16 protein-coding genes are annotated in these 19,012 nt (G+C 65.0%); 9 read left to right on the top strand and 7 right to left on the bottom strand.

Annotated features, from left to right (window positions below; all coding sequences use genetic code 11):
• Positions 1-75: 75 nt before the first annotated feature.
• Positions 76-552 carry a hypothetical protein gene (locus EDF57_RS02100; RefSeq protein WP_134092919.1) on the top strand — a complete coding sequence of 159 codons (477 nt, stop codon included), beginning with the start codon at positions 76-78 and terminating at the stop codon, positions 550-552.
• Positions 553-597: 45 nt separating this feature from the next.
• On the opposite strand, the gene trmFO is transcribed toward EDF57_RS02100, so the two are convergent.
• From trmFO to gyrA, 3 genes are all read right to left on the bottom strand, one after another.
• The gene (trmFO, locus tag EDF57_RS02095; protein WP_134092918.1) at positions 598-1,944 is read right to left on the bottom strand and encodes a methylenetetrahydrofolate--tRNA-(uracil(54)-C(5))-methyltransferase (FADH(2)-oxidizing) TrmFO; all 1,347 of its coding nucleotides are present in this window, start codon (positions 1,942-1,944) and stop codon (positions 598-600) included.
• Positions 1,945-2,053: 109 nt separating this feature from the next.
• Positions 2,054-2,398, bottom strand: coding sequence for a DUF952 domain-containing protein (locus tag EDF57_RS02090; protein ID WP_134092917.1), 345 nt, complete (start codon positions 2,396-2,398; stop codon positions 2,054-2,056).
• Entirely contained in the window at positions 2,395-5,202 is a 2,808-nt protein-coding gene (gyrA, locus tag EDF57_RS02085; protein WP_134092916.1) for a DNA gyrase subunit A, read from the bottom strand. Before gyrA ends, EDF57_RS02090 begins: the two co-directional genes overlap by 4 nt.
• A 330-nt stretch (positions 5,203-5,532) precedes the next feature.
• Between gyrA and EDF57_RS02080 the strand changes: the two genes are divergently transcribed.
• Positions 5,533-6,888, top strand: coding sequence for a hypothetical protein (locus EDF57_RS02080; RefSeq protein WP_134092915.1), 1,356 nt, complete (start codon positions 5,533-5,535; stop codon positions 6,886-6,888).
• Between the two features lie 81 nt (positions 6,889-6,969).
• Here the strand turns inward: EDF57_RS02080 and EDF57_RS02075 are convergent, their stop codons facing one another.
• Complete coding sequence (locus EDF57_RS02075) at positions 6,970-7,638, bottom strand: carbonic anhydrase (RefSeq protein ID WP_132262812.1); 669 nt, start codon at positions 7,636-7,638, stop codon at positions 6,970-6,972.
• Positions 7,639-7,722: 84 nt separating this feature from the next.
• On the opposite strand from EDF57_RS02075, the gene lipA reads away from it, so the two are divergent.
• Together lipA and EDF57_RS02065 are read left to right on the top strand one after the other, a co-directional pair.
• On the top strand, positions 7,723-8,676 hold the full coding sequence (gene lipA, locus EDF57_RS02070; RefSeq protein WP_134093256.1) for a lipoyl synthase: 954 nt from the start codon (positions 7,723-7,725) through the stop codon (positions 8,674-8,676).
• 16 nt (positions 8,677-8,692) lie between these two features.
• Positions 8,693-9,133, top strand: coding sequence for a type II toxin-antitoxin system RatA family toxin (locus tag EDF57_RS02065; protein ID WP_132262808.1), 441 nt, complete (start codon positions 8,693-8,695; stop codon positions 9,131-9,133).
• Between the two features lie 45 nt (positions 9,134-9,178).
• Here EDF57_RS02065 and EDF57_RS02060 read toward each other — a convergent pair whose 3' ends face one another.
• The 3 genes from EDF57_RS02060 to EDF57_RS02050 are packed head-to-tail and all read right to left on the bottom strand — an operon-like array spanning position 9,179 to position 11,484.
• Positions 9,179-9,706 carry a CinA family protein gene (locus tag EDF57_RS02060; protein WP_132262806.1) on the bottom strand — a complete coding sequence of 176 codons (528 nt, stop codon included), beginning with the start codon at positions 9,704-9,706 and terminating at the stop codon, positions 9,179-9,181.
• A gap of 1 nt (position 9,707) precedes the next feature.
• Positions 9,708-10,262, bottom strand: a complete 555-nt coding sequence (locus EDF57_RS02055) for a hypothetical protein (RefSeq protein WP_165921326.1) — start codon at positions 10,260-10,262, stop codon at positions 9,708-9,710.
• 10 nt (positions 10,263-10,272) lie between these two features.
• Positions 10,273-11,484, bottom strand: coding sequence for a bifunctional 2-C-methyl-D-erythritol 4-phosphate cytidylyltransferase/2-C-methyl-D-erythritol 2,4-cyclodiphosphate synthase (locus EDF57_RS02050; protein WP_134092914.1), 1,212 nt, complete (start codon positions 11,482-11,484; stop codon positions 10,273-10,275).
• 100 nt (positions 11,485-11,584) lie between these two features.
• Here EDF57_RS02050 and dusB point away from each other — a divergent pair, with 100 nt between their 5' ends.
• From dusB to EDF57_RS02025, 5 genes are all read left to right on the top strand, one after another.
• Positions 11,585-12,658 (top strand): tRNA dihydrouridine synthase DusB, encoded by a 1,074-nt coding sequence (gene dusB / locus EDF57_RS02045; RefSeq protein WP_134092913.1) that lies wholly within the window; start codon positions 11,585-11,587, stop codon positions 12,656-12,658.
• Complete coding sequence (locus EDF57_RS02040) at positions 12,655-13,794, top strand: ATP-binding protein (protein WP_134092912.1); 1,140 nt, start codon at positions 12,655-12,657, stop codon at positions 13,792-13,794. The genes dusB and EDF57_RS02040 overlap by 4 nt, the downstream gene beginning before the upstream one ends.
• Complete coding sequence (locus tag EDF57_RS02035; RefSeq protein ID WP_134092911.1) at positions 13,791-15,200, top strand: sigma-54 dependent transcriptional regulator; 1,410 nt, start codon at positions 13,791-13,793, stop codon at positions 15,198-15,200. Before EDF57_RS02040 ends, EDF57_RS02035 begins: the two co-directional genes overlap by 4 nt.
• Positions 15,201-15,311: 111 nt before the next feature.
• The gene (locus EDF57_RS02030) at positions 15,312-17,501 is read left to right on the top strand and encodes an ATP-binding protein (RefSeq protein WP_132264107.1); all 2,190 of its coding nucleotides are present in this window, start codon (positions 15,312-15,314) and stop codon (positions 17,499-17,501) included.
• Between the two features lie 58 nt (positions 17,502-17,559).
• Entirely contained in the window at positions 17,560-18,954 is a 1,395-nt protein-coding gene (locus tag EDF57_RS02025; protein WP_132262796.1) for a sigma-54 dependent transcriptional regulator, read from the top strand.
• Positions 18,955-19,012 lie beyond the last annotated feature (58 nt).

Here is a 19,012-nt window from a genome sequence, read left to right as displayed (position 1 = left end):
GGTGCCGGTGAAGATTATGTAATTTCGCGCGGCCCGGGTGCCGCGGCTAAGTGGCCGCCTCGCAAGGGGGCCGAGATGAACCGTTTTGTTCTGGGTGCTTTGGCGGCGCTGGTCATGGTGTCGGTGGGGCTGTTCTGGTGGCAGGGCCGTGCCGCCGTGGAAAGAGGCGCGCCATTGCCGCAGGCGCCTGTCAGTTCGATCGCTCCGCAGGAAATGCCGAGCGCGGACTTGTCCGAAATCGACGGGCCGGAATTGCCCGAGGCGACGGAGCAAACGCGCGAACAGCGCCGTTTCGGCCGTTACGACCGGAACCGCGACGGCAGGATCACCCGCAACGAGATGCTGTCGACACGGGTGGACGGGTTTCGCAAGCTCGACCAGGACGGCAACAACCTGCTGACGTTTGAGGAATGGGCCGTGGCGACCGTCAACAAGTTCGATGGCGCCGATGCGAATCAGGATCAGGCGCTGACACCGGAGGAATTCCGCAAGACGGCGCCGCCTCCGGCCAAGGCGAAGCCCGGGCCGAAGTGCAGCTGCAAGCCGAAATGACGCCGTAGAGAGCGGTCTGCGACGAGTAGGCTGGACCCGCGAGGATCAGGCAGGGGTCAGCGCGTCCAGCCAGGGGGCGATTTCCAGCTTCGCGCGCTCGGTATAGGCTTCCTTGCGCTGCTTCTTCTTCACGTCGTGAAGCGGCGGGAACAGCCCGAAATTGACGTTCATCGGCTGATAGCTCTCCGCTTCGGCGTCGCCGGTGATGTGCGAGAGCAATGCACCCAGCGCGGTGGTGCGCGGCGGGGCCTGCCACTCGCGACCAGCGAGCTGCGTCGCCGTCATGAGGCCAGCCATCAGGCCAACGGCTGCGCTTTCGACATAGCCCTCGCAACCGGTGATCTGCCCGGCAAAGCGGACATGCGGCGCGGTCTTGAGCCGAAGCTGGCGGTCAAGAAGGATCGGCGAATTGATGAAAGTGTTGCGGTGCAGGCCGCCCAGACGCGCGAACTCTGCATTTTCGAGGCCGGGAATGGTGCGGAACAGGCGCACCTGCTCGGCGTGCTTGAGCTTGGTCTGGAAGCCGACCATGTTCCAGATCGTACCCAGCTTGTTGTCCTGGCGAAGCTGGACGACGGCATAGGGCCAGCGGCCGTTGGGGTGCTCCGGCGTCGCCCAGTGCGGGTTGTCGAGACCGACCGGCTTCATCGGCCCGAAGCGCAGCGTCTCCACGCCGCGTTCGGCCATGACCTCGATCGGCATGCAGCCGTCAAAATAGGGCGTGTCCGCTTCCCATTCCTTGAAAGCGGTCTTTTCGCCTTCGACCAGCCCCCGGTGGAAAGCCAGGTACTGGTCCTTGTCCATCGGGCAGTTGATGTAGTCCTTGGTTTCGCCCTTGTCCCAGCGCGAGGCCATCCAGCACACGTCCATGTCGATGCTTTCGCGGTAGACGATGGGGGCGATGGCGTCGAAAAACGCGAGACTGTCGGCGCCGGTCGCGCGGCCGATGCTGCCTGCGAGCGATTCGGCCGTCAACGGGCCGGTGGCGACGATGGTCGTGCCGGTATCGGGCAGGGTATCGACGCGCTCGCGGACGATCTCGACATTGGGCAGCGCCGCAAGACGGGCCTCCACTTCGGCCGAGAACAAGTCGCGGTCCACTGCGAGCGCGGTGCCGGCGGGAACTTGCGCCTTGGCTGCTGCCGACATGATCAGCGAATCGCAGCGGCGCATTTCGTGGTGCAGCAGGCCGACCGCGTTCTTTTCGTCGTCGTCCGAGCGGAAGGAATTGGAGCAGACCAGTTCGGCAAGGCCGTCGCCCTGGTGGGCCGGGCTGCGCTCGCCGGTGCCGCGCATTTCGGAAAGGCGCACGCGAAAACCGCGGCGCCCGAGCTGCCAGGCGGCTTCGCTTCCGGCGAGGCCGCCGCCGATGATGTGGACGTCTTGTGTCATGGCGCCAGCGCCTAGACCTTTGCGCGGCATCAGGGAAGGGCGCAAGGACAGGGCATGGCAATCAACCGGCGTGCCGGTGCAGCCCCGCTGGTTCAGCGGTGCCGAAAGCTCAGCCGCCCGGAAGGATCAGCTTGCCGGCGGCATCCCGTTCGGCGGGACCATGGGCGATCACGGCGGAAAGCGGCAGGTCGGCGTAGATGTGCGGGAACAGCGCGCCGCCGCGCGAAACTTCCCACTTCACCGCATCGCCCAAGACGGTGAGATCAACCGCGGCGATGCCGAGGCCGGACTGTCCGGCGAAGTGCTTGTCCAGCGTTTCTTGCGCCTGCTCGGCGGTGGACATGTGGATATAGCCGTCGGCAAGATCGATCGGGGCGCCGGTGAAGGTGCCGTCGGAGAGCAGCCGATCGAGCTGCTCTCCGGTCAGGATCTTGTAGGCGACCGTCGCCGTCACGCTTCCGTGTCCGGCGTGTCGGCATCGGGCAGGTCGCCTTCCGGCGAACCGGTTTCAGGCGCCTGGCCCGTGACGGGTGCATCACCCTCGATGGCCCCATCGACAGCGCCTTCGACGATGTCGTCCTCGGCCGGCTCGTCAAGGCGCACGGCGCTGACGACGTGCTCGTTGTTCGACACGTTGAACAGGCGCACGCCTGCCGAACCGCGGCCAATCACTCGCAGCGATTCGAGCGGCAGGCGGATCAGCTTGGCCTGGTCAGTGACGAGCATGAGCTGGTCGGCACGGCTAGCCGGGAAGCTGGCGACGACCGGGCCGTTGCGCTCGATATTGTCGATATTGGTGATGCCCTGGCCGCCGCGGCCGGTGCGGCGATACTCGTAGGCCGAAGACATCTTGCCGTAACCGTTGGCGCAGACGGTCAGGATGAACTGCTCCTTCTCGACCAGATAGGCCAGGCGTTCACCGTCGAGCGTGCTCTCGCCGTCGCGCTCGCCCTTCCAGGGCGCGAAGCGGAGATAGGCCTCGCGCTCGTCCTGGTCCTGCACGCCGACGCGGTGCAGGATGGAGAGCGAGATGACTTCGTCGCCTTCCTTCAGCGTCATGGCCTTGACGCCGGTGGAGGTGCGGCTCGCGAATTCGCGGACCAGGTCGCCGGCGAAGCGGATGGCCTTGCCCTGGCGGCTCGCCAGCAGGACGTCGTCCGAATGGTTGAGCAAGGCCACGCCGATCAGGCGATCGTCGCTGTCGTCGTCGAACTTCATCGCGAACTTGCCGTTCGACGGGATGTTCGCGAAAGAGTCCATGGCGTTGCGGCGCACGTTGCCCTTGGCGGTCGCGAAGACCACCGAGAGCTTGCTCCACTCCTTCTCGTCCTCCGGCAGGGGGAGCACGGTCTGGATCGTCTCGTCCTTGTCCAGCGAGGGCAGGAGGTTGACGATGGGGCGGCCGCGCGTGGTCGGGCCGCCTTCCGGCAGCTTGTAGACCTTGAGGCGATAGACCTTGCCGGCGGTGGAGAAGAACAGCACCGGGTTGTGCGTGGACGTGACGAACATCGTGGTCACGACGTCCTCGTCCTTCGTCGCCATGCCGGCGCGGCCCTTGCCGCCGCGCGCCTGGGCGCGGAAGGTCGAGAGCGGGGTACGCTTGATGTAACCGTCCATGGTGACGGTCACGACCATTTCCTCGCGCTCGATCAGGTCCTCATCCTCGATGCCGTCGGCGGCACCGGTGATCTGGGATACGCGCGGGGTGGCGTAAAGCTCGCGCACGGCGACCAGCTCTTCGCGCATGACGGCGTAGAGCTTGACCCGGTCGGCCAGGATCGAGAGATATTCCTCGATCGCGGCGGCCAGTTCCTTCAGCTCGTCGCCGATCTCGTCGCGGCCCAGCGCCGTCAGGCGGTGCAGGCGCAGATCGAGGATCGCCTTCACCTGAACTTCGGAGAGGCGATACGATCCGCCGTCCTGCTCGGCATTCGGCTCGATAGCCTCGACCAGACGGATATACGGCGCGATGTCCCCGATCGGCCATTCCTTGGCCATCAGGCGCGCGCGTGCCGTTGCCGGGTTCGGGGCGCTGCGGATCATGACCACGACTTCGTCGAGGTTGGACACCGCGACGACCAGGCCGAGCAAGATGTGCGCCCGGTCGCGCGCCTTGTTCAGTTCGAACTTGGTGCGGCGGGTGATGACTTCTTCGCGGAACTGGATGAAGGCCTGGAGGAAGCCGCGAAGGTTGAAGACTTCGGGGCGGCCGCCGTGGATCGCCAGCATGTTGGCGGCGAAGTTCGACTGGGCCGGGGTATTGCGCCAGATCTGGTTGAGCACGACCTCCGGTGTGGCATCGCGCTTCAGGTCGACGACGACGCGCACGCCTTCGCGGTTGGATTCGTCGCGGATATCCGAGATGCCCTCGATCCGCTTTTCCTTGGCGGCTTCGGCGATCTTCTCGACGAGGTTCGACTTGCCGACCTGGTAGGGGATCGAGGTGAGGACGATCGAACGGCGGTCGCCGCGGCCTTCCTCGATCTCGTGGCGGCAGCGCATGATGATCGAGCCGCGGCCCGTCAGATAGGCGTTGCGCGCGCCGCCCTGGCCAAGGATCAGCGGGCCGGTGGGGAAGTCGGGCGCCGGGATGATCTGGATCAGGTCCTCGACCGTGATCGCCGGATTTTCGATCATCGCCAGGCAGCCGTCGATCACTTCGCCCAGATTATGCGGCGGAATGTTCGTGGCCATGCCGACGGCGATACCGCCGGCGCCATTGACGAGAAGGTTCGGGAAGCGCGCCGGAAGCACGGTCGGCTCGCTTTCGGAGCCGTCATAGTTGTCAGCGAAATCGACGGTGTTCTTGTCGATGTCCGACAGAAGCTCGTTCGCCACTTTGTCCAGGCGCGCTTCGGTGTAACGCATGGCTGCCGGCGGATCCGGGTCCATCGAGCCGAAGTTGCCCTGGCCGTCGATCAGCGGCAGGCGCATCGACCACGGCTGCGTCAGACGGGCCAGTGCATCGTAGATCGCGCTGTCGCCATGGGGGTGATACTTACCCATGACGTCGCCGACGATACGACTGGATTTGCGGTAGGGACGACCGGCAACGTAGCCCGCTTCCTGGCAGGCATAGAGAATACGGCGGTGAACCGGCTTAAGGCCGTCGCGCACGTCGGGCAGGGCGCGGCTCACGATCACGCTCATCGCGTAATCGAGATAGCTCGTCTTCATCTCATCGACGATGTCGATGCGGGTATATTCGCCTTCGGGACCGAGGTGTTCGGGGCCGTTGATGTCGGTGTCGTCGCTCACGCGCTGGATCGTTCGTTGCTGCGGGACAAAGGGTGATGGATCGCCCTAGGGCATGCGCTGGGCGAAAGCCACATGAACAGGAGGGGGCGTTCCATCCTCCGTGCTTTTTTCCACACTTATGGGCCGAAGGGAGTGGCGAGCCCGGACCGACGCCCGGCGGGAACCCCCGAGGCTGCGGCGAATTGCATTCAAACAGCGTTAAGTGGCGGCGTTCTAATTGCGCCTCTAGGTTGCCAAGCGGTCAATTCGCCGCCACACCGGCACCACCGATTTCAGGAGATTTCGCCGTCCGGCGTGTCTTCGATTTGTCTTGATGAGGAGTTGGCCTGAATGGCTCGCAAGTTCCTGATTTCCCGTATTGCCCTGGCCGTAGCCATGACCGGCGGAATGGCCGTCGCGGCAGCACCGACAACGGTTGCCGCCAAGGAGAAGGAGAAGGCGCCCGCCAAGGCTACTTTCTCCAAGGAATATGCGGCGGTTGCCGCACCGGTCGACAAGGCGATCGCGGATTCCAAGGCGAATGCCGCGGTGACGGCCGCCTCGCAGAAGGCCCAGGCCGCCAAGACCGATGCTGAAAAGGCTGCGGCCCGCGCCGAAGTCGACGCGGCCATGGGCGGCGTTCTGGCCCAGCTCCAGACGGCCGAGGCACAGGCCACGCAGCCGTTCGACAAGCTGAAGCAGGGCGAAATGACCCGCAACGTCGGCGTTCTGATGAACGACCCGGCGATGCAGAACAAGGGCCTCGTCATGATGCTCGACAGCGGCCAGACCAGCCCTGAATCGCTGGGTCAGGTCCAGTATCTGGCCGGCGTCACCGCTTATCAGAGCGGTCAGTACGATGTGGCTGCACGTTATCTGCAGCAGTCGTTCGACGGCGGCTACCGCGATACGCAGAACATGATCCAGCCGCTGCTGGCGGACTCCTACAAGCGTTCGAACAACCCGCAGGCGGCGCTGGCGATGGTCCAGAAGGAGTTGGAAGCAGCCAAAGCGAACGGCACCAAGCCGAGCGAAACCTCGATCCGCAGCGCGCTTCAGGCCTCCTACGATGCCAAGCAGCTTGCACCGTCGACCGAATATGCGGCGATGCTGGCACAGTATTACCCGAGCCCGGCTTCGTGGAACATCGCGATTTCGATCGTGCGCCAGCTGGCCTCGCTCCAGAACGCCGAGAACCTCGATCTCATGCGCCTGATGAACGTCACCGGCGCGATGAAGGACAAGCGCGACTATCTGGAGTATCTCCAGAACGTCGATCCGCGCGCTTTCCCGGGTGAAGCCGTCAAGATCATGGATCAGGGTCTGGCCAAGAGCCTGCTGACCCAGGCCGAAGTCGGCCAGGACCGCGCCAACAGCGCTGGCCGCGTCGCTGCGGACAAGGCCTCGCTGCCTGCCACCGAGCGTGACGCCATGAAGCCGGGCGCAACCGCAGCCCAGGTGACGGGCGCTGCCGACGTGTTCCTCAGCTATGACGAATACGCGAAGGCCGAGACGCTCTACAAGGCGGCCCTGGGCAAGTCCGGCGTCGATGCCAACAAGGCCAATCTGCGCCTTGGCATGGCGCAGGCCATGCAGGGCAAGGCGGCCGATGCGCAGGCTACCCTGGCCAAGGTCAGCGGCACGCGCGCGCCGGTGGCCAAGCTGTGGTCGGCCTACGCCGCTTCGAAGGGCACGCCGGCTTCGTAAGCCGCTGCCTCAGGCACAAAAAAGGAAAGGGCGGCGGGGAAACCCGTCGCCCTTTCCTTTTTGGCTTTGCGATTTCGCCCTTTACGTGACCGGCGCGAAGTCTCCGCTCGCGTCGTCCATCATGTGCAGCTCTCCGTCCGAAATCGCGAAGAAAGCGCCGCGCAGCTTGAGTTCGCCGGCCTTCACCTTGTGGCGGACGCAAGGGAAGGTCATCAGGTTTTCGAGGCTGACCCGGACGGCCGCCTGCTCCATCTGACGCTCCGCGGGACGGCCGCTGGTGCCGAATTCGGCTGCGACCGGGCCGCGCGCCTCGTCCAGCATCGAGATCCAGTCGGCGATGAAGCCGCCCTGGCCGGGCTCGGTGCCGTGAAGTTCCTGGGTCAGCGCCGCCTTGCAGCCGCCGCACATGCCGTGGCCCATGACCACGATTTCCTTCACCTTCAGGACCTGTACCGCGAATTCCAGTGCGGCAGAAACGCCGTGGTGACCGGGCGTGGTCTCGAAGGGCGGAACGAGCGCGGCGACATTGCGGACGACGAAGATCTCGCCGGGATCGACGTCGAAGATCTGCGAGGGATCGACGCGGCTGTCCGAGCAGGCGACGATCATGACTTCGGGCTGTTGCCCTTCGCTCAGGCGTGCCCATCGCTCGCGATTGGGGCTCCACCCGCTACTGCGAAAGCGGTGGTACCCTTCTAGCAGGGTATCGAGGACGCGTTGTTGGTCGTTCGGGGCGCTGGAATCGGTCATGGGATGCCTCCATTGAAACGCACGCAATCCATAGAGCGGATATTCGCACTGGCAAGCTGGCAAGCTTGCGACTATCTGGACGGCATGAACGATCTTTCCTCCGTGCCAAGCCCAGAGCAGAAGCCCGAACGTCAACGCAAGCCCGACTGGATCCGCGTGAAAGCGCCGACCGGCAAGGGATATGGCGAGACGCGCCAGTTGATGCGGGATCTCAAGCTCAATACGGTCTGCGAGGAAGCGGCCTGCCCGAACATCGGCGAATGCTGGACCAAGAAGCACGCCACGGTGATGATTCTGGGCGACACCTGCACGCGCGCCTGTGCCTTCTGCAACGTGAAGACCGGCATGCCCGGCCGCGTCGATCCTTCCGAGCCCGAGCATGTCGCCGAGCTGGCGCTCAAGACCGGCCTCGAACACATCGTCATCACCTCGGTTGACCGCGACGACCTGCCGGACGGCGGTGCCAACCAGTTCGTCAAGGTGATCCAGGCGCTGCGCGCTGCCACGCCTTCCACCACGATCGAGATCCTGACCCCGGACTTCCGCGGCAAGATGCGCCGCGCGATCGAGGCGATCGTCGCCGCCGGTCCCGACGTCTACAACCACAACCTCGAAACGGTGCCCCGGCTCTATCCGACGATCCGTCCCGGCGCGCGCTACTACGCTTCGCTGCGCCTGCTGGAGGAAGTGAAGGCCCACGATCCGAAGATCTTCACCAAGTCCGGCGTCATGCTCGGCCTGGGTGAGGAACGCCTGGAAGTGCACCAGGTCATGGACGACATGCGCTGCGCCGATATCGACTTCCTGACGATGGGCCAATACCTGCGGCCGACGCCGAAGCATGCCGAAGTGAAGGAATTCGTCACGCCCAAGGCCTTCGACGCCTATGGCGCCATCGCCCGTGCGAAGGGCTTCCTGCAAGTGGCGTCCTCGCCGCTGACGCGATCGAGCTACCATGCCGGCAAGGACTTCGCCGAGATGCGTGCTACCCGCGAGGCGCAGCTTGCCAAGGCCGCGCTGGCAAAGACGCCGCGCTGAGCCGGAAGACGTAGCAGTGCCTGGAATTCACGAAACGCAGCGCCTTCCCTATAGCGCAGAGCAGATGTTCGACCTTGTGGCCGATGTCGGCCGCTATCAGGAGTTCCTTCCCTGGGTGGTCGCCACCCGGGTGAAGTCCGACGATGGCACGGAAATGGTCGCGGACATGCTCGTCGGCTTCAAGGCCCTGCGCGAGAAGTTCACCTCGCGCGTCGAGAAAGTCCATCCGCGCGAGATCAAGGTCCATTACGTCGACGGTCCGATGAAGGACCTTCACAACCACTGGATCTTCCATCCGGTGGATTCGCATAGCTGCGACATCGAATTCGACGTGCGTTTCAGCTTCCGCAACGCCCTGTTCGAAAAGCTGGCAGGCCAGTATTTCGACAAGGCCTTCCGCAAGATGGTGGCCGCCTTCGAAACCCGTGCGCACGAGCTATACGGCGAGCCGGTCTGACTTGAAAACGCCGTCCCGGATCCAGTCCGGGACGATGTTCCTGGCTCAGTCCGCGTAAGCCGGCAGTTCGGTACCCGGCAGCAGCAATTCCAGCGCGACTACCGCCGCGTGATGGCGGATTTCCGCGCGGTTGGCGCCTTCGATCAGCTTCTGCTCGGCATGAACTTCCTCTTCGCCGCGATGGGCGCGGGCGAAGACCACGGTGCCGACCGGCTTGAGTTCGCTGCCGCCATCCGGGCCGGCAATGCCGCTGATCGCCACGGCCACATCGGCATGGCTATGCGTGATCGCGCCTTGCGCCATCGCCCATGCCGTCGCCGGGGATACGGCGCCGAGCGTATCGATGATGTCCGAGGGAACCCCCAGCATCTCCTGCTTCGATTCGTTCGAATACGTCACGAAGCCGCGATCGAGCACGGCGGAGGAGCCGGCCACTTCGGTGAGGGCGGCGCAAACGAGGCCTCCGGTGCAGCTCTCGGCCACGGACACCTTGCGTCCGATCGCCTTGTTTTCGGCAATGACGCGCTCCGCCAAGTCGTAAAGATCCTGCGGGAATAGGATGTTGCGAGACATGTCAGTCCTTGCAGAGAGTGAAGCCGCCGAGCTTCGCTTTCCCGGGCGCGACTTCATCGGCCTTGGAAGTGACTTCGATCAGCAGGGCGATCAGGCTGGCGGTATTCTCGGGCGGGAGAGGGGAAAGCAGGTCCAGCGCAAGGTCGACCTTGTCACAGGATTTCAGCGGAAGTTCCTGGGAAACAAGGCCTTCCACCGTGATGTCGACAAGCGGCCGCAGCGATTCGTCGGGCAGATTGCGCGCGAACTGGCCGACTTGCGCGTCCTTGCCTTCGCCCAGCTTGAGGAAGGCCGCCTTGGCTTCCGGCCAGTAGCGGGCCTTCTGCGCCGCGTAACGGGTGACGAGTTCGGCGCCGTGGCTGCGCAGGAAGGAATCGCTCGGAAGCACCTGGGCGCAGCGCTTGCTGGTGCCGGAAATGACCTGGGGCAGGGCGTAGCCGAACAGCGAGCGCGCCTCGGCCTTGGTCAGGCACGACTGCTGGGCGCTGGCCACACCGGGCGCGATCGCCAGCGCGGAGAGCAAGGCGAGCGTGCAGGTCTTGCGAAGAGTGGACATCGTCGGCTCCTTAAATCCGTACCAGGCTGACGACGGCCTGGCAGGCGATTCCTTCTGCCCTACCCGTGAAACCCAGCTTTTCGGTGGTTGTTGCCTTCACGCTGATCAACCCGGGGTGAACGACGAGAATTTCCGCGAGCCGCGCGCGCATGGCTTCGCGGTGAGGGCCTATCTTCGGGGCCTCGCAGATGATCGTGACGTCGGCATTGCCCAGCGCATAACCGGCTTCGGCGATGAGCTTTCCGGCGTGAGCAAGGAAGCGGTCCGAAGCCGCGCCTTTCCACTGCGGATCGCTGGGCGGGAAGTGCTGGCCGATGTCGCCTTTGCCCACGGCGCCGAGCATGGCGTCGACCAGGGCATGGATGGCCACGTCGGCGTCGGAATGACCGGACAGGCCATGGGTATGAGCGATCTTCACGCCGCAGAGCCAGAGTTCCTCGCCTTCCTCCAGGCGGTGAACGTCATAACCCGTGCCCACGCGGATAGGCGGGGCGGCTGCGGGAAAGTCCGAGGAATAAGTCAGCTTGTGCAGGGCTTCATCTCCTTCGACGAGCGCGATTTCCATGCCGGAAGCCTGGGCAACCTGGGCATCGTCTCCGGCATTTGTAGGGCCGTCCCAGGCGCGGTGCGCACCGAGAATTCGGTCGAAACGGAAGGCCTGCGGAGTCTGGACCCGGCGCAAGTCTTCTCGCCGCGCCGGTGCGCCCATGACTTCGCCGTCTCCGGACGTTTCGGCATGGGCAAGGCTGTCGGTCACCGGCAGCACCGGAATGGCGCCCTCGTGATCGTCCAGGGCAGCCAGCAGACGGCCGATCACGGCGGCGGGAAGCAGGGGCCTTGCGGCGTCATGTATGAGGACGAAATCGGGATCGCCGCCCACGAGCACTTCGAGCCCCAACCGCACTGACTCCTGGCGTGTTTCGCCGCCGTTGGTGAACAGTATCCCTTCGATCCCCGAGAGCGCTTCCGCCGCCAGGGTTTCCGCGCCTTGCGGTATCACCACGAGAATCGGTTTCACGCCGGCGCTGGCGAGGGCTTCCACCGAATGACGGATCACCGGCTTGCCGCGCCAGGGCGCGAATTGCTTGGGAAGCGGCTGCCCGGCGCGCAGTCCCTGGCCCGCCGCCACCACGACGGCGGCAACGGTCGAGACAGGCACCGGCGTCGCGGTGCTGGGATGTTCGGCGGGACGCTGGGGCGTTTCTGACAGGTCTTGCGACATTGTCGTTGCCGGTAATCGCTTGCCGAGGCGAGAGCAATCCACTATGCGCTGCCTGTTTTTTAGGCACATCTCGTTTTTCAGGCAATTACCGGTTCACGCAATGAAGACTCTGCCCACTCCTCCGGCTGTCAAGCCGATCCAGGTCGGTCCCGTCACGGTCGACTGCCCGGTCGTGCTCGCGCCGATGACCGGCGTGTCCGACTTGCCGTTCCGCAAGATGGTGCGCAAGTTCGGCTCGGGCCTGAACGTCACGGAGATGATCGCCAGCCCCGCCGCCATCCGCGAGACCCGCGTTTCGCTGCAGAAGGCGATGTGGGACCAGATCGAGGATCCGGTGTCCATGCAACTCGTCGGCTGCGAACCGGAGCAGATGGCGGAGGCGGCGAAGCTGGTCGAGGATCGCGGCGCCGCGATCATCGACATCAACATGGGCTGTCCGGTCCGCAAGGTCGTCAACGGTGACGCCGGTTCGGCGCTGATGCGCGACGTTCCCTTGGCCACGCGCCTGATCGAAGCGACCGTCAAGGCCGTGAAGGTGCCCGTCACCGTGAAGATGCGCATGGGCTGGTGCCATGACAGTCTCAACGCGCCGGAACTCGCCCGAATCGCCGAGGACCTCGGCGCGAAGATGATCACCGTCCACGGCCGCACCCGGAACCAGATGTACAAGGGCTCGGCCGACTGGCGCTTCGTGCGCGGCGTGAAGGAGGCCGTCTCCATTCCCGTGATCGTCAACGGCGACATCTGCGGCATCGACGATGCCGCCGCTGCGCTGGAGCAGTCCGGTGCCGACGGCCTGATGATCGGCCGCGGCGCTTACGGAAAGCCCTGGATCCTTGCCCAGGTCATGCAATGGTGGCGCGGCAACGGCCTGATGCAGGAACCCGATTTCGGCCAGCAGTACGAGATCATCCGCGAACACTATGAGGACATGCTCTCACATTACGGCCGCGAAACCGGCGTGAAGATGGCGCGCAAGCATTTGGGCTGGTACGTCAAGGGCATCAAGGGTTCGGCCGAGTTCCGCAACCGCGTCAACTTCGTCGATGATCCTGATGAAGTCCTGCGCTCGCTCGCCGAGTTCTACGCTCCGTTCCGCGGGATGTCCGGCAGTGAAGCAGCCAGCCCTGATGGCGAGACCGGCACCGCATCGGCAGACCGTCAGGCTGCATGAACTCTACGCCGCACACGGCCCTGCATACGACTTTGCCCGCGGCGTCCCGGCTCGTTGCCAGCCTGCCGCAAGCGGTTGTCCTGCTGGAGCCGGGGCTGCGGATCGCGTCCCTCAATCCGGCTGCTGAGCAGTTCTTCGGCCAGTCCCTGCGCCTGCTGGTGGGCACGCCGCTGCAGGAAATGCTGACGTTTTCAGACCAGCTTCTGCTGGAGCGCCTGGACGATTATGAAACCCCGGTTTCGGCGCGCGAAGTGGTGGTCACGCTCAAGGGCAAGGGCGCGCGCCGCATCGACGTGAACGTCGCGCCGATCGCGGACACGCCGGGCTGGCAGGTGCTGACCATCCACGACAACACGGCAACCGAGGCGCTCGGAGACGATTCCGGCGGCCCCGACAATGCGGTGCTGCGCGGGCCGGAGATCATGGCCCACGAGATCAAGAACCCGCTGGCCGGCATTCGCGGCGCCGCGCAGCTTCTCGCCCGCAAGGTCGAGGACAAGGACCGCGCGCTGACCGATCTCATCACTCTTGAGGTCGACCGGATCGCCAACCTGATCGACCGGATGCAGAAGCTCAGCCGCCGCACCGCGCCGCCGGTAGAGCCGTGCAACCTGCACGAATCGGCGCGCCGCGCGCTCGATGTGCTGTCCGCGGCCAATGGTGCGGCGCCCGAGCGGGTCATGCTAGTGGAAGAGTTCGATCCTTCGCTACCCGCCGTGCTCGGCAGCCCGGACGCCCTGGTGCAGGTGATCATCAACTTGCTCGCCAATGCGTCGGAAGCCTGCGGGAACGAGGAAAACCCCCGCGTCACGATCCGCACCCGCTTCGCCAGCGGTCTCCAGCTCCATACCAGCGACTCCGGGGAGCCTGTGCGCCTTCCGGTGGAACTGCGTGTCACGGACAATGGCCCGGGTGTCGATCCGGCCATGCGCGATCATATTTTCGAGCCGTTCGTCACCACCAAGAAGTCCGGGCAGGGCCTTGGCCTGCCGCTCGTGCGCAAGCTGGTGCGCGACATGAACGGCCGCATCACGCACGAGCGCGACGAGGAGGGCGGCCTCACGCACTTCCGCGTGCACCTGCCGTTGGCGCGCGAAACCCGCAGCCGATCAAACAGAAGGAGACCGGCAGCGTGAGCGTGCTGCTCGTCGAGGACGACCTTTCGATCGCCATCGTCATCACCGCAGCGCTGGAGGCAGAAGGCTTCTGCGTGGTCCACTGCCAGTCGATCGCCGAGCGTGACCGCCTGCTGGAGGAGGGGCCTTATCAGGCGCTCGTCACGGACGTGATGCTGCCCGACGGCGACGGCATCGAGACGATCGACCGGGTTCGCGCGCTGCATCCGGCGCTGCCGATCGTCATCGTCTCGGCGCAGAACACCCTTGATACGGCGGTACGTGCCACCGATACCGGGGCCTTCGAGTACTTCCCCAAGCCTTTCGACATCGACGAACTCGCCCGCACCGTCCGCCAGGCGGCGGGAGCGGGGCAGGGAACGGCGGTGGAGGGAGAGGAACCGCTGGGCGACGGCCTGCCGCTGGTGGGCCGCAGCACGGCGATGCAGACGGTCTTCCGCATGATTACGCGCGTGCTGCGCAACGATCTGACCGTGCTGATCCTCGGCGAATCCGGGACCGGCAAGGAGCTTGTCGCCGAAGCGGTGCACAACCTCGGGCATCGCCGGGCCGGCCCTTTCATTGCCGTGAACACGGCGGCGATTCCCGCCGAACTCATCGAGAGCGAACTGTTCGGTCACGAGAAGGGCGCCTTCACCGGCGCCGTCGCCCGGCACGTCGGCAAGTTCGAGCAGGCCGCTGGGGGCACGCTGTTCCTTGACGAAATCGGCGACATGCCGATGCAGGCCCAGACGCGGCTGTTGCGGGCGCTCCAGTCCGGCACGGTGCGCCGGGTGGGCGGACGGGAAGAAATCCGGCTCGACGTCCGCATTATCGCCGCGACCAACAAGGACCTCGAACCGGAGATCGCGGCAGGGCGATTCCGCGAGGACCTCTATTACCGCCTCAACGTGGTCCCCATCCTCATGCCGCCGCTGCGCGACCGCCGCGACGACATCGACGTTCTGGCTCGTCATTTCCTCCAGCATGCCGCGAACGAGGGGTTGCCTCGCCGCCAGTTGACGAGCGAGGCGGCGGAATTGCTCAGTCGCCAGCCCTGGCGGGGCAATGTGCGTGAGCTGAAGAACTTCATCTACCGCCTGGCCCTGCTGGCGCGAGAGGATGCCATCGATCCGGAAAGCATCCAGTCCCTGCTGGCCGCAGAGACTCCGGCCGTGCCCGAGGAGGACAGCGGCGACATCGCGCAGGCCGTCACCCGCTGGCTGGCTCTTGAGAAACCGGCCAACGGCACGATCTACCAGGCCGCCGCCGCAGCCTTCGAAAGGCCTCTGTTTGCCGAAGTGCTCAAGGAAACCGGGGGAAACCAGCTGCGCGCCGCGCAGGCCCTCGGGATCAATCGCAACACTTTGCGTAAGCGCCTCAGTGAGTTGGCTCTCGATCCCGAGGAATTCGTTCGTCGCTCATGATACGACCTTGATGGATTTGCCCTTGCAAAGCAGCAACACCGGCGTTGTAACGGTGCAACGATGAACGAGACCCTGGTCCACAAACGCGCCTGGCCGCGCTGGTGGCGGCGCATGCAGGTTGCTGCCCGCCGCGCGAATTTCTTCGCGATCATGGAAGTGCTCTCGATCGCCTCCTTCCTGATCATGACCGCGACGACCTGGATCGCGCTCAATTTTCGGGACAAGGGGCAGCTGCTGCCCTCCAATCTCACGGCCACTCTGCTGGTGGGGACGCTCGTCCCGGCCATGGCGATCCTCGTGCTGCTGGGGCGCCGCATCGCGCTGCGCCGGGCCGCCGAGAGCATCGGCGGAACCGGGCAGATGCACGTCCGCCTCGTGTTCATCTTCTCGCTGATCGCCGCCGTACCCACGCTGCTGGTCGTGATCTTCGCCTCCTGGCAGTTCCAGTCCGGCGTCGAGTTCTGGTTTTCCGATTCCTCGCGCGGCTTGCTGGAGAACGCCAACAAGCTGGCGCGCGGCTATTACGAGCAGACCCAGCGCGACGTCGGGAACGAAACGGCGGCGATGGCCTACGATTCCCGCAAGGTCCTGAGCGAATATCCGGTCGTCAGCGACTTTTTCCAGCGCTTCTTCGCTGGTCAGGTTTACAAGCGCAATCTCTCCGTTGCCGCGATCATCCAGGTTGCCGAAGACGGCAGCCAGCGCACCCCGATCATCGTCGATCCTGAGGGAAAGACCGAGGATAAACGGATCACACCGGAAACGCAGGAACGGTTGAGCCGCGGCGAGCAACTCGTCGTCGCCTCGAACAACGACCGCGTCGTGGCGGTGGTGCCGATCGACAGGGAAGCGGGGGTCTATCTCTACGCGGCGCGAAGCTCGGAACTGCTGGCGCTCAGCCAGGGGCAGCGGGCCGAGAATGCCGAGAACATCGTGCGCGCCTACGAAGTTCTGACCAACCGTGCGCGGGTGCTGCAGCTGCGCTTCAACGTCGCTCTTTTCGTGGTGTCGCTGGCGCTTGTCGGCCTGGCGGTCTGGTTCGCGCTGCGTTTCGCGGATCGGCAGGTCAAGCCGCTCTACGAGCTGGTCGATGCGGCGAGACGGGTGGGCAGCGGCAACTTCGCGCTTCGCATCGAGGGGCGCACCGGCGCCGATGAGATCGGCCTGCTCAACCGCGCCTTCAATCGAATGACGGCGCAGATCGAAAAGCAGACCCAGGCGCTGCTTGGCGCCAACCGCCAGCTTCACGAGCGCCGCGTCTTCATCGAGGCCGTGCTGGAATCGGTGACCTCCGGCATCATCTCGCTCGATCCCGATGGGCGGATCCTGCTGATGAACAGCACGGCCCAGAAGCTGCTGACCGCAAGGGCGGAACTGCCCGAGGACATGCCGCTGGCCGAACTGGCGCCGCAGATAGCAGCCCTGATCGAGCAGGGCAGCTCCGGCGGGATCGTCCAGTACAACCGCAACGGCGACCTCCTGACGTTCGCCGTGAAGGTCAGTCGCGACGCCACCGGCTATGTCATCACGTTCGAGGACATTACCCGCCAGCTCCTGGACCAGCGCACGGCGGCCTGGTCCGACGTCGCCCGTCGCATCGCGCACGAGATCAAGAACCCGCTCACTCCGATCCAGCTCGCCACCGAACGCCTGAGCCGTCGCTATCGCAAGCAGATCGTCGACAATCCGGAACTGTTCGAGGACCTGACCCGCACGATCATTCGCCAGGTCGGCGAACTGCGCAAGATGGTGGACGAGTTCTCCTCCTTCGCGCGGCTGCCCAAGCCCGTGTTCCGCTCGGAAGATCCGGTGGCGTTGACCCGGCAGGCCCTGTTCCTTCAGGAAGTGGCCCGGCCGGACATCGATTTCAGCTTCACCAGCGATCCCGGCGTCGGGGCCATCGATTGCGACCGACACCAGTTCGGCCAGGCCATGACCAATGTCCTGAAGAACGCGGTCGAGGCGATCGAGGCCAAGGCCAAGGAAGCTGACGGCGACTACCGCGGCGCGATCGGCGTGGCCGTGGAAGCCCTCCCTGAGGCCATCATGGTGCGCATTGCCGACAACGGCATCGGCCTTTCGCAGGACCGCGAACGCATCATCGAACCTTACGTGACCACGCGCGAGAAGGGCACCGGCCTCGGCCTCGCCATCGTCAACAAGATCATCGAGGAACACGGCGGCGAAATGCTGTTCCTGCCCACGCCGGGCGGCGGCACCACCGTCACCATGCGCTTCGCCGTCGATCCTATCGCCACAGATCCGCTCCCGGGGCACCGCAAGCAGGAGGCCGCCGAATGATGCCGGCCTGTCGCAACCTGCTTTCCCCCATCATCCCCCTCACCAAGAAGACAATGCCATGGCTCTCGAAATCCTGATCGTCGACGACGAACGCGACATCCGTGAACTGGTCGCAGGCGTCCTGAGCGACGAAGGCTACGAATGCCGCACTGCTGGAGACAGCGAGGCGGCGCTTGCCGCCATCGATGCGCGGCGCCCCTCCCTGGTGCTGCTCGACGTGTGGCTCCACGGCAGTCCGATGGACGGTCTGGAAGTGCTGGACGCCATCAAGGCGCGCGAGCCGGAACTGCCGGTGATCATCTTCTCCGGCCATGGCAATATCGATACCGCGGTTGCCGCGATCAGCCGCGGCGCGGTGGACTTCATCGAAAAGCCCTTCGAAGCGGAGAAGCTGCTCCATCTGGTCGGCCGCGCGACGGAAACCGAGCGTCTGCGCCGCGAGAATGCCCAGCTTCGCCACGACTTTTCGATCGGGGAGGAATTCACCGGTTCCAGCGGCGCGATCAATCAGGTCCGCGCGACGCTCAAGCGTGTTGCCAACACCGGAAGCCGCCTGCTCATCACCGGCGCCGCCGGATCGGGCAAGGAAGTCGCAGCGCGGCTTCTCCACGCCTGGAGCCCGCGCGCCGGCAATGCCTTCGTCAGCGTCAATTCCGCCAGGATCACCCCCGAACGCTTCGAGCAGGAACTGTTCGGCGAGGAAGCCGACGGCGCCCTGATCCGTCCGGGCCTGCTGGAGACGGCCGACAGCGGCACGCTCTATTTCGACGAAGTGGCCGATATGCCGCTTTCGACCCAGGCCCGGATCCTGCGCGTCTTGACCGACCAGGCTTTCGTGCGCGTCGGCGGAACCCGGCAGATCCGCGTCGATGTGCGCGTGGTTTCCTCCACGTCGCGCGATCTCGAAAAGGAAATTGCCGAGCGGCGTTTCCGGGAAGACCTGTTCTACCGGCTCAACGTCGTCCCGGTGTCGATTCCGGCCCTGCGCGAACGGCGGGACGATATCCCGGCGCTGGTGGACCATTTCTTCGCACGCTACGCCAACGAGCAGGGCGTCTCGCCGCCCCAGGTCAGTGCCGAGGCCATGACCGCGCTCCAGGCCTACGAGTGGCCGGGCAATGTGCGCCAGCTTCGCAACGTCGTGGAGCGCACGGTGATCATGGCACCGCGTGAGAAGCTCGCCCGGATCGAGGCGGATATGCTGCCGCCGGAAATCTTCAACAGCCGCGGAAATGGCGATGCCGGCGTCTCGGTGATGATGAGTGCGCCCTTGCGCGAAGCGCGCGAGAGCTTCGAGCGGGAGTATCTGCGCGTCCAGATCCGCCGTTTCTCGGGCAACATTTCCAAGACGGCCTCCTTCATCGGCATGGAGCGCTCGGCCCTTCACCGAAAGCTCAAGCTGCTGGGCATGGCGGACCGCCGCGAAGGCGAGCATGATGGCGACGAGCTTTAGGAACGGCGGTTATCCGGGGTTTTCGCGAGGATAGCCTCGGGATTTTCCCGGATGCCTC

The sequence above is a fragment of the Novosphingobium sp. PhB55 genome (genome assembly GCF_004368805.1).
GTDB lineage: Bacteria > Pseudomonadota > Alphaproteobacteria > Sphingomonadales > Sphingomonadaceae > Novosphingobium.
The sequence above is the reverse complement of the archived record's forward strand: the minus strand, read 5'-3'. Positions and strand labels throughout refer to the sequence as shown.

Bases quoted from the DNA above. Each gene is read 5' to 3' on its own strand.
- EDF57_RS02030 (WP_132264107.1), top strand. From the start codon at position 15,312: ATGCAGGTTGCTGCCCGCCGCGCGAATTTCTTCGCGATCATGGAAGTG.
- EDF57_RS02025 (WP_132262796.1), top strand. From the start codon at position 17,560: ATGGCTCTCGAAATCCTGATCGTCGACGACGAACGCGACATCCGTGAA.
- EDF57_RS02075 (WP_132262812.1), bottom strand. From the start codon at position 7,638: ATGACCGATTCCAGCGCCCCGAACGACCAACAACGCGTCCTCGATACC.
- EDF57_RS02040 (WP_134092912.1), top strand. From the start codon at position 12,655: ATGAACTCTACGCCGCACACGGCCCTGCATACGACTTTGCCCGCGGCG.
- dusB (WP_134092913.1), top strand. From the start codon at position 11,585: ATGAAGACTCTGCCCACTCCTCCGGCTGTCAAGCCGATCCAGGTCGGT.
- trmFO (WP_134092918.1), bottom strand. From the start codon at position 1,944: ATGACACAAGACGTCCACATCATCGGCGGCGGCCTCGCCGGAAGCGAA.
- EDF57_RS02100 (WP_134092919.1), top strand. From the start codon at position 76: ATGAACCGTTTTGTTCTGGGTGCTTTGGCGGCGCTGGTCATGGTGTCG.
- lipA (WP_134093256.1), top strand. From the start codon at position 7,723: ATGAACGATCTTTCCTCCGTGCCAAGCCCAGAGCAGAAGCCCGAACGT.
- EDF57_RS02050 (WP_134092914.1), bottom strand. From the start codon at position 11,484: ATGTCGCAAGACCTGTCAGAAACGCCCCAGCGTCCCGCCGAACATCCC.
- EDF57_RS02060 (WP_132262806.1), bottom strand. From the start codon at position 9,706: ATGTCTCGCAACATCCTATTCCCGCAGGATCTTTACGACTTGGCGGAG.
- EDF57_RS02080 (WP_134092915.1), top strand. From the start codon at position 5,533: ATGGCTCGCAAGTTCCTGATTTCCCGTATTGCCCTGGCCGTAGCCATG.
- EDF57_RS02055 (WP_165921326.1), bottom strand. From the start codon at position 10,262: ATGTCCACTCTTCGCAAGACCTGCACGCTCGCCTTGCTCTCCGCGCTG.